This window comes from Prochlorococcus marinus str. MIT 9201 (assembly GCF_000759955.1).
Lineage (GTDB): Bacteria > Cyanobacteriota > Cyanobacteriia > PCC-6307 > Cyanobiaceae > Prochlorococcus_A > Prochlorococcus_A marinus_G.
Genome location: NZ_JNAL01000015.1, coordinates 19,601 through 34,144 on the forward strand (window position 1 = coordinate 19,601; position 14,544 = coordinate 34,144).

Consider the following 14,544-nt stretch of genomic DNA (forward strand, 5'->3'; position numbering starts at 1 on the left):
ATTTATCCTTTATAAAGTTTATGCCTATTTTTATTAAAAGTTTTTTAAAAGAATGGGGTTTTCTAATTCTATTAACTTTTTTTGTTTCTTCCTGTAGATCATATTTCGCAGAACCTCGATATATTCCCTCCGGGTCTATGCTCCCAGAATTACAAATTAACGATAGGTTAATAATTGAAAAATTCTCACTTAGAAACTCTTTACCCAAAAGAGGAGATATTATCGTTTTTAATTCTCCTTACTCATTTGATGAAAAACTAATTTCAGTGAGATCTAAGCCTTTACCAAAAAAAAGATATTGTTTTTTTATGAGTTTTCCACCAATGTCTTTTATTCCTGGCTTGAGAGACCAATCATGCGATGCATATATCAAGAGAGTAGTAGCAATACCTGGTGAAATTGTGAGCGTAAATAGTAAAGGTGAAGTTGCAATTAATAATAAATTAATTCCTGAACCTTATGTAACTTATAAATGCTCATCATCTCTGTTTAAAAAATGTGGAGCATTTGAAAATATAAAAGTTCCCGAAGACCATTTTTTGGTTTTAGGAGATAATAGGTCTAATAGCTGGGATGGAAGATATTGGCCTGGAAGTAAATTTCTTCATAAAAAGGAGATAATTGGTAAAGCATATTTCAGATTTTGGCCTCTTAGTCAAGTTGGCTTTTTCAATAAATAAAGACTTTTTCTGACTCTGAATTTATCAAAATAAATTTTTTAAAAGAGCTTTAATTTAAAGTGCTCCGGAAGCAGTTGAATCAAGTATTCCACCTAGATGTGTTGTAATGTTTAGAGCGCTTATCACAGGGGTCTTATTGGGATCGTTAAAAAGGTCGATTATAGTAATGCCGCCATTACCTTGTTTTATCATCCAAATATTTGAATAATTAATCCCAAGTATATTGCAAATTAGAGTTTTATTAACTGCGTCATGAGCAACCAGAAGGCTTAGATCATTATCCTTTTGAGATAAACAAATTTTTTCAAAAGCTTCTACGGATCTTTCTGATACATCTTTTATAGATTCACCTTCGGGCATAATTACTTCTTCGGGTTTATTATGCCAATTTTTTAGTAATGTGGGCCACTGTTCTCTGATTTCTGCTTCCAATTTACCCTCCCATAATCCGTGACTAATCTCTACAAGTGAATCTAATCTTTTTATTTTTAGATCTTTGTTATTTTGAATAATTATTTGTGCAGTCTCATAAGGCCTATGCATTGAACTTGAAAATGCCTTATTGAAAGAAATATTTCTCAAATATTCAAAAGTCTTTCTAGCTTGATCTTTTCCGTTTTCATTTAAAGGGATATCAATTTGGCCTTGGAATCTACCTTCTTTGTTCCAGTTAGTTTCACCATGCCTTATTAGAAATATTCTGGAATCTCCAATTTGATTTGGAATATTTTTATTTAAATGGGAAGTTTGATTTAAGCATTCAATTTGGGTCTTAAAAGAGTTATCTTTCCTCGAAATATTGATTATCGATAAAGAAGCATTTTCTAATCTTATTTTCCTAAAACCTTGCTTTGGCTTTCCTAATAACAAGAGGATTAAACATCTTAGAATCGCATTATGTCCTACAACTAAAATATTTACATCATCTTTGTCTAAATAAATTTTTAAAATGCCTTCCACAAAATTTGTTGCTTGGGTAAATAACTCTTGAATTGGTTTATAAGTTTTATTGTCATTTCTTTTTAAGATTAGATTTTCTGGATCATTTTTCCATATAGGATAAATTTCTGGAAATTTCTTTTTTATTTCATCAATTTTCAGACCAGACCATTCACTAAGATCTACCTCAAGCAAATTATCATCAAATAAAATATTTTGTTCCTTATTAAAGGCCTTTTCAATTGTTTTTGCAGTCTCTGCAGCTCTCACAAGTGGGGACGAATAAATTTTTTCAAAGTTTATTTTTGATAATGCTTTTCCTGCTTTTCGGGATTGTTCGTATCCCTCATCAGTTAATAATGAATCATCTGTTCTTCCTTGAATTAATCCTTTTGCATTGAAACTGCTTAGTCCATGCCTAACTAAAACTAATCGAATCGTCATTATATAAATTTGAAAATTAAGATAATTTAATCATCTCATGGCGTGATTAAAATAGATACATAAATATTAGGAACTTCAATGATAACTAAGTCAAATTTTCAGCAATATAATAAGTTATGAACCTTAAAAATATTTCTAAGTCAAAACTCTCTTTAGCTTTTATTTCCATAGTCATAACTTTTTTTGTATGGCAACAAGGTTTAAGAGATAGTTTAAATAGACCATCTGTTTCATTTGATATAAGTCAAAAAGAGCAAGAAATTGCTGAATTATCGATCCAATCAATACCTATAAATCTTAAAAAATTTTTTATTAAAAATGATCCTGTTGATCAAATAAATAAATTACTTTCTGAGGTCTCATTTGATGAATTAACAGAAAGAAATAAATTAATTCGAATAATTTCTTCAGAATCAAATGATCCTATGATCTATAAAGCTATATCCAAAGATTTTGAAAATAAGAAATTTAAATTAGTGATTGATGAGTTAGGAAGAAAATTAAATAATAATTCGTATAAACCAAATTCTGAAAAATTTGATTTATTTAAAGGGGATAGATTTTTATATCACCTTTTAAGCCAGAAATTTGATTTTGACGATGGGTCATTAATAACAAAATCATTTTCAAGCAAAATGTTTTTAAAAATATTAGCAATAAGATTGATACCACTTTTAACAATACTTCTTGGCTCAATTTTGGCTTTAAAAATGTTATGGTCTACTATATCTTTGAAAAAGTTTGGTTGGCAAGAAATTAAATCTTTAGATTTAGAATTAATAGATATGGTTTTATTAATTTCAGGTGGATTTGTTGTTTTAGGAGAAGTTGTTTCCCCCTTATTTTCTATAAGTTTAGTTGAACTTTTTTCTAAAAATATCTCTAATGAATTGTCTCAATCTTTAAAAATATTCTTTGGATATCTTTTTATGGCTATTCCGCCATTAGGGATAGTTTATTATCAAATTAAATCTTTGAATGGTGAATTTACTTTTAAGAAGGATTATTTACAGTTCAATTTCTTGCCAATAAAATATGCAATTATTCAGGGAATTAAAGGTTGGTTAACAATAGTTCCTTTTGTTTTATTGATTTCTCTAATTATGAATAGTCTGATCGATAATCAGAATGGTAGTAACCCTTTGCTCGAAATTGTTCTTAATAATAATAGTTACTTATCATTTTTTCTATTATTTATAACAACAACTATATTAGCTCCTCTATTTGAGGAGATTATATTTCGAGGTATTTTACTACCAACTCTTTCAAGAGATTTTGGTGTAATTTTGGGCATCATAGTCTCAGCTTTTATCTTTGCTTTGGCTCATTTAAGTTTGGGAGAAATGCCTCCATTATTTGTTTTGGGAATAGGGCTTGGGATTACAAGAGTTGCTTCAGGAAGTTTGTTTTCTTCAATAATTATGCACTCTTTATGGAATGGGTTGACCTTCTTAAATTTGTTCTTATTGAGGACATAAAGAATTTAATTTTTCACTTGCGAATCAAACTAAAAGATGTTTATTTAATTAGTAATACTTCTCTCATTTATTAAAAAATCATAAATGAAACCTTATGGTAAACAACCTAATTTTAAAAAAAAAGTTTCATATGAAAGTAAAAAAAATTCCGAAAAAATATCCATTCTTGATATCAAATTAATACATCAAATTTTCGACACTATTAATAGTTCTCTTATGGTATTAATTTTTGCCTTATTTTTCTTATCTTTTGATAGCCAAAGAAAATGGTCAAATACATATAAAACCTTATCTAAAACAAGAGCTATTAATAATAATCTCATTGATTATATTTCTAAAATTGAGGAATTTTATATTAGTGAACTTGAGTCTCTCAATATTTATAGAACAACTAAACCTGAAGATTTAATTTATTTAGATAAACTTGCAGAAAAAAAAGAAAGTTTATTTAAGAAAAACTTAAGTGGTTTCATTAAAGGTTTTAGTGATAGCAAATATCAGAAGGGATATTGATGAAAAAATACAAAAAAATTGTTCGTCTAATACCCCTTGATCAAAGAAGATTTAAATTCATATATATTTTTAGCTTACTATTAATATTTTGTTTGTTTGGGAGGTTAGTTAAATTGCAAGTTTTTAACGCCTCTGATTTGCAAAGGAAAGCTAGATTAATTCAGTCTTCTAAAACTAACTCCTTAAAAAAAAGGAGATCAATTGTTGATAGAAATAATAGACTAATTGCTTATGATAAACCGCTTTATAAATTATGGGCTCATCCAAAACATTTTAATTTTCCTGGTGATTCAATTAATAAAGTTCGCAGTATTGAGGAAGTTATAGAAAAATTGTCGCCTATTTTGGATATTAATGATGAAATACTCTTGGGGAAATTTAATAATAAAATGAGTGGTATAAAGGTTTTGGATGAAATTCCTGAAGAAAAAGCAGAAAAGATTAAGAACCTTCAAATAAGCGGACTTGATTTGTTTAAATATTCGCAGAGATATTATCCACAAGGGGAGCTTTACTCCAATCTCGTCGGTTTTGTCAATGATGAGAATAAAGGTTCAGCAGGTTTAGAACTTCATTTAGAGAATCAAATTAAAGTTTTTAATAAAATTAATTTTATAAAAAGAGGAGGAGACGGAACTCCTCTGCCGGATAATTCAGCGCCAAGTGATTTTATTTATGATTACAAAACTTTAGGCCTAACTATAGATTCAAAATTACAGAAAGCATCATTCAATGCATTATCAAAGCAAGTAAGCAAATGGAAGGCAAAAAAGGGATTTGCAATAGTTATGGATGTTACTAATGGTCGGATTCTATCCTTGGTTACAGTCCCGTCATATGATCCAAATAAATTTTGGCAGTATGATTCTGAACTCTTTAGGGGTTGGTATTCTCAAGACTTATTTGAGCCTGGTTCAACTTTTAAACCTATTAATCTTGCCTTAGCGTTAGAAGAAAAAGTAATCCAGAAAGATGGATTGGTTGAGGATGTTGGAAAGATTAATGTGGGAGGATGGACACTTTATAATTGGGATAAAAAAGGTAATGGATACATTGACTATCCAAAAGTATTACAGGTTTCAAGTAATGTTGCGATGATAAAAATAATGCAAAATTTAGACCCCCCAATTTATTGGGATTGGCTTAAAAAATTAGGCATAAATAAAAATTTAGAGACTGACTTATTTGAATCAACTGCTGGACAACTAAAGAGAAAAGATTTATTTGTAAATCAATCAATTGAACCTGCCGTAACTTCTTTTGGTAAAGGGTTTTCAATCTCGCCACTTAAATTGGTTCAACTTCATGCGGCTCTAGCAAATGGGGGTTTTGAAGTTACTCCTCATGTAACCTCAACTTTCGAAGAAAGAGTTAATAAAAATTCAAAAAAACAATTTTTTTCACAAGAGGTTTCTAAAACTGTTCTTGAATGGATGGAGAGCGTAGTTGATGAAGGTAGTGGATCTGGAGCAAAAATCGAGGGTTACAGGATAGCAGGGAAAACGGGCACTTCTCAAAAAGCCTTAAATGGTTCGTATACAAGTAAAAAAGTTTGTAGTTTTGTCGCGACCTTACCAGTTAACGATCCGAAATATGCTGTCCTTGTAGTCGTTGATGAGCCATCTAAATCATATGCATATGGTTCGACTGTTGCAGTACCAGTTGCAAGGGAAATTATTGAGAGTTTGATAGTAATTGAAAAAATACCTCCTAATATTAAAGACCATGGAATGATTGTTAAAAAACCATAAAATTTTCCAATTTTTTAAATATTTAGTTCATCATCTGATGATTTCATAAGGAATAGAAGCTAGTTTATATATATATGATCATCTAGATATGAAATCAATTTTAGAACAATTGGCCTCAATGACTGTTGTTGTTGCTGATACTGGCGATTTAGATTCGATAAAGAAATTTCAACCAAGGGACGCTACTACCAATCCATCACTTATACTTGCTGCTGCTAAGAAACCTGAATATGTCAAATTAATTGATAAGGCTTTGGAAAGTTCAGAAAATGCATTGCCCCAAGGATTCTCTGAGATTGAATTAATTAAAGAAACTATTGACCAAGTTTCAGTATTTTTTGGAAAAGAAATAGTGAAAATTATTTCAGGGAGAGTATCTACAGAAGTAGATGCAAGACTAAGTTTTGACACTGAAGCCACTGTAAAAAAAGCAAGAAAATTAATTAATCTCTACAAAAATTTTGGAATTGAAAAGGAAAGAATTTTGATTAAGATAGCTGCAACTTGGGAGGGAATTAAGGCAGCTGAAATTTTGGAAAAAGAGGGTATTAAGTGCAACCTAACTTTACTTTTTAACTTCTGCCAAGCGGTTACTTGCGCTAATGCAAATATAACTCTAATTTCTCCGTTTGTTGGCCGTATATTGGATTGGCATAAAGCAAAAACTGGCAAAACTAGTTTTGTTGGTGCTGAAGACCCTGGTGTTATTTCGGTTACACAAATCTACAAGTACTTTAAAGAAAAGGGATTCAAGACAGAAGTGATGGGAGCGAGTTTTAGAAATCTTGATGAAATAAAAGAATTAGCAGGTTGCGATCTTTTGACAATCGCTCCAAAATTTCTTGAAGAACTGAAAAAAGAAAAAGGAGAGTTAATTAGAAAATTAGATGTAAGTACCCAAATAAATAATTCTATTGACTACGAATTTGAAGAAAAAGATTTCAGGTTAAGTATGTTAGAAGATCAGATGGCGAGTGAGAAGCTTAGTGAGGGTATCACTGGATTCAGTAAAGCTATAGAAGAATTGGAAGAACTTCTTCTAAAGAGATATTCAGAAATTAAAAATCAAAAATTAATTTCTGCTAACTAAATTTAAGTTTGAATTGAAAAATAATTATGTTCCACTTTTTGTTAAAAGTCTCCTGATAACTCTTTTTGCAATATCCTCATAACTCATTTCTCCTGATAATATTTGAGCAATACGTTTTGGTGCTGTTTTTCTTTTGACACCTAATTGGTATCCAGTTCTAGGAAATCTATAAAATACCTGGGCTATTCTCCTCCCCCAAGCCATTGATTTGCCCCAAATGTTATTAATTTTTTTCGTATAAATATTTAAATCATCTGTTTTTCCTGAAAGACACTGATCTATGTATTCTGCAGCATAAAAACTGCTAATTAAAGATGGTCTAATCCCTTCAGCTAAAAATGGATCACATAGAGATGCTGCATCTCCAACCGCTAAAACTTTGTCACCATTAATTGAGTGGAAGCCATTCCATATTCTCAGTTTCTTACTAATCGTTTTATTAGGAAAGTCATCAAATCCGAAGCTTCTGATTACCTGTTTATTTACAGACTGGTTTTTTAAAAGACCATTATTTATAAAAGTACCTAAACCAATATTTAAGCTTTCTTTTAGGGGGAATGCCCATGCAAAACCATATTTTATAAATCCAAACTCAAATCTAACTACATCTCTCGGTATTTCACCTAATCCCTTCAATCTTAATGAGATAGTGTTTGCAAATTTTGGTTTTCTTGGACCTAAATTGAAATATCCTGCCCATTTGGATTGAGACCCATCTGCAATAACAAGAAATTCCGAAATGTATTTTATTTTGTTTTCGCAAATAATTTCCCATTTATCATTTTTTTTTATAATTTTTTCTATCAATAATGGTCTCATTATTTGAACTCCATTATTCAAGGATTCATCAAGTAATAATTGATCAAGTTTCTCTCTTTTAATAATCCAAAATGGAGATTCACCAGTCAGATCAGCAGTCACATTATCTGCAGCCTTCCATCTGAATTCAACATTTTTAATTTTAGATTCTATGACATTTTCTATATCTAAAGGAAGAAATCTTTGCATTGAAGATGCCATCCCTCCTGCACATGGTTTGTAATTTTGGAATTTTTCTTTTTCAATAATTAAAACAGAATATCCTTTCTTTGATAGGTTAAGAGCGGTGGAAGACCCTGATAAACCTCCACCAATTATTACAACGTCGAATGCTATCAAACTTTTAGAATTTCTTTCTCTTTATCAGACAATTTAGTTTCTATTAAAGAAATATATTTATCAGTAATTTTCTGAATTTCAGATTGATTATCTCTCGATTCGTCAATAGAAATAAGACCATCTTTTTCGTCTTTTTTTTCTTTATCAACAGCATCTCTTCTAATATTTCTTAAAGCTACTTTCCCTTCCTCTGCATATTTAGATGCTAATTTACAAAATTCTTTTCTTCTTTCCTCTGTTAAAGGAGGAACATTTATTCTTATTACTTTCCCATCATTATTTGGAGTAATACCTAAATCACTCATAGAAATAGATTTCTCTATCGCTTGTAAACATGAGATATCAAAAGGTTGTATTGAAATTGTTTGTGAATCAACAGTGCTTATAGTTGCAAGAGATTTGATTGGTGTTTCTGCTCCGTAGTACTCAACACTTACTCTGTCTAACAAGGAAGCATTAGCTCTCCCTGTCCTAATTGTATTAAAGTTTCTTTGAGTAGCTTCAATACTTTTGTTCATATTTTCTTGAATTTCTTTTTCTTTCATAATTAAAAAAATTAGATGATCTTTAACTAATTAAAGAGCCTATTGGCTCTCCAGCAACAGCTTTAGAAATATTCCCTTTTTTGAATATATCAAAAACCATGATTGGGATATTATTATCTTTGCAAAGTGCAATCGCAGTACTATCCATTACTGCAATCTCATCACTAAGAACTTGTTGATAACTGAGAGAGGAATATTTTTTTGCATCTTTAAATTGATTAGGATCACGATCGTATACTCCATCAACTTTAGTAGCCTTCATAACAACTTCAGCGTTTATCTCTGCTGCCCTCAAAGCTGCTGTAGTATCAGTGGTAAAAAATGGATTTCCGCAACCACCTCCGAAAACTACAACCCTACCTTTTTCAAGGTGTCTCATAGCTCTTCTTCTGATATAGGGTTCAGCAATTTCCTGCATTTCTATTGCAGTTTGAACTCTGGTTGCTACTCCTACTCTCTCTAAACCATCTTGAAGTGAAATCGCGTTCATTACTGTTGCGAGCATCCCTACATAATCAGCCGTAGCTCTATCCATGCCATCTGCAGAGCCTTTAAGTCCCCTAAAAATATTCCCACCCCCAACAACAATTGCAAGTTCTACATGATTTTCGACTACTTTTGAAACATCCTCTGCAATTGATTGAACTATAGCAGGATCAATACCATAAGGTTTTTCACCCATTAGTGCTTCACCACTAAGCTTTAAGAGAACTCTTTTGTAATTCATTCAATAATTGTACTTTTAAGACCTTAGCAAGTAAATGCACCAAATTTATTTTTTGTTCAGATTTTGCTTGCGTCTTTAAACATTTCTAAACCCTTCTAAAATAATAAAACAATAATTTGCTCAGACTAAAACTCGACACACCTTTGTGCTTTTATTCCTTGTTCTTTAAATGGATGTCTGATCAGTTTCATTTCTGTAACTAAATCTGCGTAATTGATAATAGAATCTGATGCTCCTCTTCCAGTTAAAACAATATGATTTTTTCTATTATTTAAACTTTTTAAAAAAGTAATTATTTCTTGTGAATCAAGATAGCCAAGTTTTGTAGCGATATTAATTTCATCAAGGATTATGAGTTTATAAGATTCATTTTTTATATATCCTTTGGCTAGTTGCCATGCCCCTTTAACTAATTGTTCATCCCTAATTCTATCTTGTGTTTCCCAAGTAAATCCTTCGCCTAATGCATGCCAAGATATATTTGAAGAGAAATTTTTTAATGCTTTTTCTTCTCCAGTGGTCCAGCTCCCTTTAATAAATTGAATAATTGCTACCTTATAACCGTGACCTATTGTCCTTAAGGCCATTCCTAAAGCTGCAGTTGTTTTACCCTTACCATTTCCTGTAAAAACCATCAATAAACCTTTTTTGGTTTTTCTCATTTTTAATCTTTCAGTTTGAATATCTTTTCTTTGCTGCATCCTTTTTTTATATGAGCTCTCATTGCTCTCTGGCGATATTTTTCCTCCAATACCGATTTCTTTAGCTTGATTATCGAGGTTGAATATTTTCTCGGAAGATAAAGGTTCTTCTTGCATGTAAATATAGTTTTATTAAGTGATTATAAATCTTTAAATACTTTTAGTTCTCTTCACTTTTAAGAGTGCATTATTAACTGCCTGTTGTTGATCTCTTTTGGTAATCCAATGGTGATAAGTTTCAGTATGTAGGCTAACTGAATGTCCCATCATTCTGGCAGCAACTGTATCTGGTAAATCATAAAAAATTGTTCTTACTGCCCAAGCATGTCTAAGATCATAAGGTTTTATTTGTAAAGAGTAACGCTTAAACTGGTCTGTAACCTTTTTGCCAATATTTTGCAGGGTTGTGATTTTAAGGTCTCTATTAATATTTGGCAGTAGTTCTGGATTCTCACCAAGTTTTGATAATTCGAACTTTTCTACCCATTCCGGATGGAAAGGCCACACTTGATGCTCCCCTGTTTTCGTCGTAGGTAGAACTCTAATAATTTTGTCTCCCAAATTCACTAAAGAACTTAAATCGCAAAAAAATACTTCATGATTTCTTAATCCATATGTTGCCATTAAACCAAAAACAAATTTCCAAGATTTATTTGGGATTCTCTCCCAAAGCTTGACTATTAACTCGTCTTTTGGGAGATCCCTAAATCCTGCTTTGTTAAGACCATATCCTCTAGAATTTAATTTCCAATCTTCTGGAAGTTGAATATCCAAGTATTTAGCCAAAACATTTAGAGAAGTGGCGCATTGTTTCCTACTTCTGCTACCTTTTTTGTAGCTTTCAAGTGTTTTTTGAAAAATTTTATCTAAAGCTTCATTCTTAGAACAATTATAAATATCAAGAATTCTTTTCAGATAAGGCTTATAAGAACTCTTCCAAGTTGTTTTTCTGGTGCTGGTTAGATATTCACTCTTGCTTTCTTTAAAAAAAAATTCTTCAAATTGATTTAATTTATTGGGAAATTCAAAATCATTTCTTATTCGCCTTTTATTAGGGTTGCCTTTCCAATTAATCCAATCAAATTGATTTAATTCCAGTTGCAAATTGATTAGTTGTAATTTTTTTTTAGCCTCTTCCAATCCATATATATCAGCTTTTATACCAAGAGATATTCTTTGAATTTTAAAGTTGTTTTTATCTTCTTTAGAAGGAAGTGAACCTCTAATATTTAATTTCTCTCCCCTTTTTTCAATTCTAAGCTTGCTGCCCTTAGTAGCAAATTTATCATTGATATTATTAATTTCCTGAATTACGTTCATTTACTTCTATAATTGACTCTATAATGACGTTTTTAATGTTGATTTTCAATCTCCATAAATTTTAAATGGATAAAATAGGCGTCTTACTAATGAATTTAGGAGGGCCCGAACGCATTACAGATGTTGGTCCATTCTTATATAATCTTTTTTCTGATCCAGAGATAATCAGGACACCATTTCCTGCTTTTCAAAAGCCTCTAGCTTGGTTAATTAGTACTCTAAGAAGTACTACTTCACAACAGGCCTACCTCTCTATAGGAGGAGGTTCTCCCATTAGAAGGATAACTGAACAACAAGCAAGAGAATTACAATCTAATTTAAGGGATAAAGGGTTGAATGCTACAACCTATATTGCTATGAGGTATTGGCATCCTTTTACTGAATCAGCGATTGCTGATATGAAAGCAGATGGGATAGATCAAGTTGTTGTTTTGCCTTTGTATCCACATTTTTCAATAAGTACTAGTGGTTCAAGTTTTAGGGAATTAAAAAAATTGCGTGACTCTGACGATGACTTTAAGAAAATCCCGATGAGATGTGTAAGAAGTTGGTTCAGTCAATCAGGTTATTTAAGATCAATGGTCGAACTAATTTCCGAACAAATTTCACTTTGTGAATCACCTTCAAATGCGCATATATTTTTTACTGCTCATGGAGTTCCTAAGAGTTATGTGGAGGAAGCTGGAGACCCATACAAGCAACAAATTGAAGATTGTTCTTTATTGATAATAAATGAGCTGGAAAAATATTTAGGGCATACTAACCCGTATACACTTTCTTATCAAAGTAGAGTTGGTCCAGTTGAATGGTTAAAACCGTATACAGAAGAAGTATTGGCTGACCTTGGAAGTTCAAATGTTGAAGATCTTATTGTTGTTCCCATAAGTTTTGTTGGAGAGCATATTGAAACATTGCAAGAAATTGATATTGAATATAAAGAAATTGCTGAAAAAGCTGGTATTAAAAATTTTCGTAGAGTAAAAGCACTTAATACTCATCCGACTTTTATTGAGGGCCTTAGTGATCTTGTGTTTTCTTGCTTGGAAGGACCTCTTGTTAATATCGAAGAAGCTTCTCAGTTGCCTGAAAAAGTGAAACTTTATCCCCAAGAAAAATGGCAATGGGGTTGGAATAATAGCTCAGAGGTTTGGAATGGAAGGGTTGCCATGATTGTTTTTCTGATACTTTTTATTGAGCTTATTTCAGGCTCTGGACCTTTACATAAGCTAGGAATTTTATAGAGATTTATTTATAGTTTTTCAAGATATTTAAATTTATTGAAAGATTTTTATTAATTCATTTCTGACATTACATTTCTAAATAAGGCAAAAGTATTTAATTGAGTTTAAAATTTATAGTAAATATTGAATTTCTTTAGTGACTCTTACTTCGAGATCTTTTTCAAAGGATAGTTCAAAACGTGACAATCCAGTTTGGATAACTGGTGCAGATGCATTAATGGATTCTTTAAAAATTCATGGGGTAAAAGTTATATTTGGATATCCTGGAGGCGCAATATTACCAATATATGATGCTGTTCATAAGGCAGAACAAGAAGGTTGGTTAAAGCATTATATGGTTAGGCATGAACAAGGAGGCTCTCATGCGGCAGATGGATATGCAAGATCTACTGGTGAAGTAGGAGTATGTTTTGGGACCTCAGGTCCAGGGGCAACAAATTTAGTAACTGGAATTGCCACTGCTCAAATGGATTCAGTCCCCTTAGTTGTAGTTACAGGTCAAGTCCCAAGACCTGCTATAGGGACAGACGCTTTTCAAGAAACTGATATTTTTGGTATAACCCTCCCAATAGTGAAACATTCATGGGTAATAAGAGATCCCTCAGACATAGCGAAAGTAGTTTCTGAAGCTTTTTTTATAGCCTCTTCTGGGAGACCTGGCCCCGTTTTAATTGATATACCCAAAGATGTAGGTCAGGAGTTCTTTAATTACCAAAGAGTTTTGCCTGGTGAGATTGTTCCTAAAGGATTTAAAAGGAATGGGGATATTAATGATTTCGATGTTAATAAAGCAATTAAATTAATAGAAGATTCTGAAAGACCTCTCCTATACGTAGGAGGTGGGGCAATATCTTCAGGGGCTCATGATGAAATAAGAACTTTGGCAAAGAATTATCAAATACCGGTTACTACAACCTTAATGGGGAAAGGCGCATTTGATGAAAAAGATAATTTATCAGTAGGGATGTTAGGAATGCACGGCACTGCTTATGCAAACTTTGCTGTTACAGAATGTGATCTTTTAATTGCTATTGGAGCTAGATTCGATGATAGGGTAACAGGAAAATTAGATACTTTTGCATCTAATGCAAAGGTAATTCATATAGATATTGACCCAGCAGAAGTTAATAAAAATAGACGTGTAGATGTTGCAATTGTTGCTGATGTTTCAAAAGCTGTTCTGAAAATTAATGAACAATCTCTAAAAAACAAAATTACTTGTCGTACGAAAAACTGGTTAGAAAAAATTGATTTTTGGAAACATAAACACCCTTTATATGACCCGCCTAAAGAAGGAGAAATTTATCCTCAGGAAGTTCTTTTAAAAGTAAGGGAACTTTCACCAGAAGCTTATATAACTACAGATGTAGGACAACACCAGATGTGGGCTGCTCAATATCTTAGGAATTCTCCTAGAAAATGGATTAGTAGTGCAGGCTTAGGAACCATGGGTTTTGGATTGCCAGCGGCAATTGGAGTAAAAGCAGCCTTACCTAATTCAGATGTAATTTGTATTGCAGGAGATGCAAGTGTCTTAATGAATATTCAAGAATTAGGAACCTTATCTCAATATGGTCTAAAGGTGAAATTGATTATTATCAATAATCGCTGGCAAGGGATGGTAAGACAATGGCAGGAAAGTTTCTATGATGAAAGATATTCCTCATCTGATATGAGTTGTGGTGAACCTGATTTTGTAAAACTTGCTGAGTCTTTTGGAGTTAAAGGGTATTTAATTTCTGATAGAAAACAATTACAGAATGAATTAAAAAATGCGCTTGATCATGACGGCCCTGCCTTGATTAATATCCTTGTCAGAAGAGGTGAAAATTGTTATCCAATGGTCCCTCCTGGTAAAAGTAATGCTCAAATGGTTGGATATGTTAATTGTGAAGACTAATTTTATTAAAATTCCTCATTTTAAAAAATTAACTTTAAAGTAATTTTAAAAACTTAG

General features: G+C 31.7%; 13 protein-coding genes. 7 read left to right on the top strand and 6 right to left on the bottom strand.

Annotation, left to right across the window (positions count from 1 at the left end; translation table 11 throughout):
* Positions 1-20: 20 nt before the first annotated feature.
* Positions 21-680 carry a signal peptidase I gene (gene lepB / locus EU95_RS02960; protein WP_032522500.1) on the top strand — a complete coding sequence of 220 codons (660 nt, stop codon included), beginning with the start codon at positions 21-23 and terminating at the stop codon, positions 678-680.
* A 54-nt stretch (positions 681-734) separates the two neighbouring features.
* On the opposite strand, the gene EU95_RS02955 is transcribed toward lepB, so the two are convergent.
* Positions 735-2,063, bottom strand: coding sequence for a histidine phosphatase family protein (locus tag EU95_RS02955; RefSeq protein ID WP_032522501.1), 1,329 nt, complete (start codon positions 2,061-2,063; stop codon positions 735-737).
* 116 nt (positions 2,064-2,179) lie between these two features.
* Between EU95_RS02955 and EU95_RS02950 the strand changes: the two genes are divergently transcribed.
* The 4 genes from EU95_RS02950 to tal all read left to right on the top strand — a co-directional run bounded on the left by EU95_RS02950 (position 2,180) and on the right by tal (position 6,895).
* Positions 2,180-3,541, top strand: coding sequence for a CPBP family intramembrane glutamic endopeptidase (locus EU95_RS02950; RefSeq protein WP_032522502.1), 1,362 nt, complete (start codon positions 2,180-2,182; stop codon positions 3,539-3,541).
* Positions 3,542-3,625: 84 nt separating this feature from the next.
* Positions 3,626-4,054: a hypothetical protein gene (locus tag EU95_RS02945; RefSeq protein ID WP_032522503.1), complete on the top strand. Its 429-nt coding sequence runs from the start codon at positions 3,626-3,628 to the stop codon at positions 4,052-4,054.
* Positions 4,054-5,805, top strand: a complete 1,752-nt coding sequence (locus EU95_RS02940; RefSeq protein WP_032522504.1) for a peptidoglycan D,D-transpeptidase FtsI family protein — start codon at positions 4,054-4,056, stop codon at positions 5,803-5,805. Before EU95_RS02945 ends, EU95_RS02940 begins: the two co-directional genes overlap by 1 nt.
* Before the next feature lie 88 nt (positions 5,806-5,893).
* Entirely contained in the window at positions 5,894-6,895 is a 1,002-nt protein-coding gene (tal, locus tag EU95_RS02935) for a transaldolase (protein ID WP_032522505.1), read from the top strand.
* 24 nt (positions 6,896-6,919) lie between these two features.
* Here the strand turns inward: tal and EU95_RS02930 are convergent, their stop codons facing one another.
* The 5 genes from EU95_RS02930 to EU95_RS02910 all read right to left on the bottom strand — a co-directional run bounded on the left by EU95_RS02930 (position 6,920) and on the right by EU95_RS02910 (position 11,346).
* Positions 6,920-8,053: an NAD(P)/FAD-dependent oxidoreductase gene (locus EU95_RS02930; RefSeq protein ID WP_032522506.1), complete on the bottom strand. Its 1,134-nt coding sequence runs from the start codon at positions 8,051-8,053 to the stop codon at positions 6,920-6,922.
* Positions 8,050-8,598 carry a ribosome recycling factor gene (gene frr / locus EU95_RS02925; RefSeq protein WP_032522507.1) on the bottom strand — a complete coding sequence of 183 codons (549 nt, stop codon included), beginning with the start codon at positions 8,596-8,598 and terminating at the stop codon, positions 8,050-8,052. Before frr ends, EU95_RS02930 begins: the two co-directional genes overlap by 4 nt.
* Positions 8,599-8,620: 22 nt before the next feature.
* A complete protein-coding gene (gene pyrH, locus EU95_RS02920; RefSeq protein ID WP_032522508.1) occupies positions 8,621-9,325 on the bottom strand; it encodes a UMP kinase in 705 nt (234 codons plus the stop codon).
* Positions 9,326-9,450: 125 nt separating this feature from the next.
* A complete protein-coding gene (cobO, locus tag EU95_RS02915) occupies positions 9,451-10,143 on the bottom strand; it encodes a cob(I)yrinic acid a,c-diamide adenosyltransferase (RefSeq protein WP_032522509.1) in 693 nt (230 codons plus the stop codon).
* 33 nt (positions 10,144-10,176) lie between these two features.
* Complete coding sequence (locus EU95_RS02910) at positions 10,177-11,346, bottom strand: site-specific integrase (RefSeq protein WP_032522510.1); 1,170 nt, start codon at positions 11,344-11,346, stop codon at positions 10,177-10,179.
* 65 nt (positions 11,347-11,411) lie between these two features.
* Here EU95_RS02910 and hemH point away from each other — a divergent pair, with 65 nt between their 5' ends.
* Positions 11,412-12,587 (top strand): ferrochelatase, encoded by a 1,176-nt coding sequence (gene hemH / locus EU95_RS02905; RefSeq protein WP_032522511.1) that lies wholly within the window; start codon positions 11,412-11,414, stop codon positions 12,585-12,587.
* Positions 12,588-12,723: 136 nt separating this feature from the next.
* Positions 12,724-14,487: a biosynthetic-type acetolactate synthase large subunit gene (gene ilvB, locus EU95_RS02900; RefSeq protein WP_032522512.1), complete on the top strand. Its 1,764-nt coding sequence runs from the start codon at positions 12,724-12,726 to the stop codon at positions 14,485-14,487.
* The last annotated feature ends 57 nt before the right edge of the window (positions 14,488-14,544 follow it).

Excerpts from the sequence above, each read along its gene's own strand:
- cobO (WP_032522509.1), bottom strand. The coding sequence starts at position 10,143 with ATGCAAGAAGAACCTTTATCTTCCGAGAAAATATTCAACCTCGATAAT.
- EU95_RS02945 (WP_032522503.1), top strand. The coding sequence starts at position 3,626 with ATGAAACCTTATGGTAAACAACCTAATTTTAAAAAAAAAGTTTCATAT.
- EU95_RS02940 (WP_032522504.1), top strand. The coding sequence starts at position 4,054 with ATGAAAAAATACAAAAAAATTGTTCGTCTAATACCCCTTGATCAAAGA.
- tal (WP_032522505.1), top strand. The coding sequence starts at position 5,894 with ATGAAATCAATTTTAGAACAATTGGCCTCAATGACTGTTGTTGTTGCT.
- frr (WP_032522507.1), bottom strand. The coding sequence starts at position 8,598 with ATGAAAGAAAAAGAAATTCAAGAAAATATGAACAAAAGTATTGAAGCT.
- EU95_RS02955 (WP_032522501.1), bottom strand. The coding sequence starts at position 2,063 with ATGACGATTCGATTAGTTTTAGTTAGGCATGGACTAAGCAGTTTCAAT.
- EU95_RS02950 (WP_032522502.1), top strand. The coding sequence starts at position 2,180 with ATGAACCTTAAAAATATTTCTAAGTCAAAACTCTCTTTAGCTTTTATT.
- EU95_RS02910 (WP_032522510.1), bottom strand. The coding sequence starts at position 11,346 with ATGAACGTAATTCAGGAAATTAATAATATCAATGATAAATTTGCTACT.
- hemH (WP_032522511.1), top strand. The coding sequence starts at position 11,412 with ATGGATAAAATAGGCGTCTTACTAATGAATTTAGGAGGGCCCGAACGC.
- lepB (WP_032522500.1), top strand. The coding sequence starts at position 21 with ATGCCTATTTTTATTAAAAGTTTTTTAAAAGAATGGGGTTTTCTAATT.
- pyrH (WP_032522508.1), bottom strand. The coding sequence starts at position 9,325 with ATGAATTACAAAAGAGTTCTCTTAAAGCTTAGTGGTGAAGCACTAATG.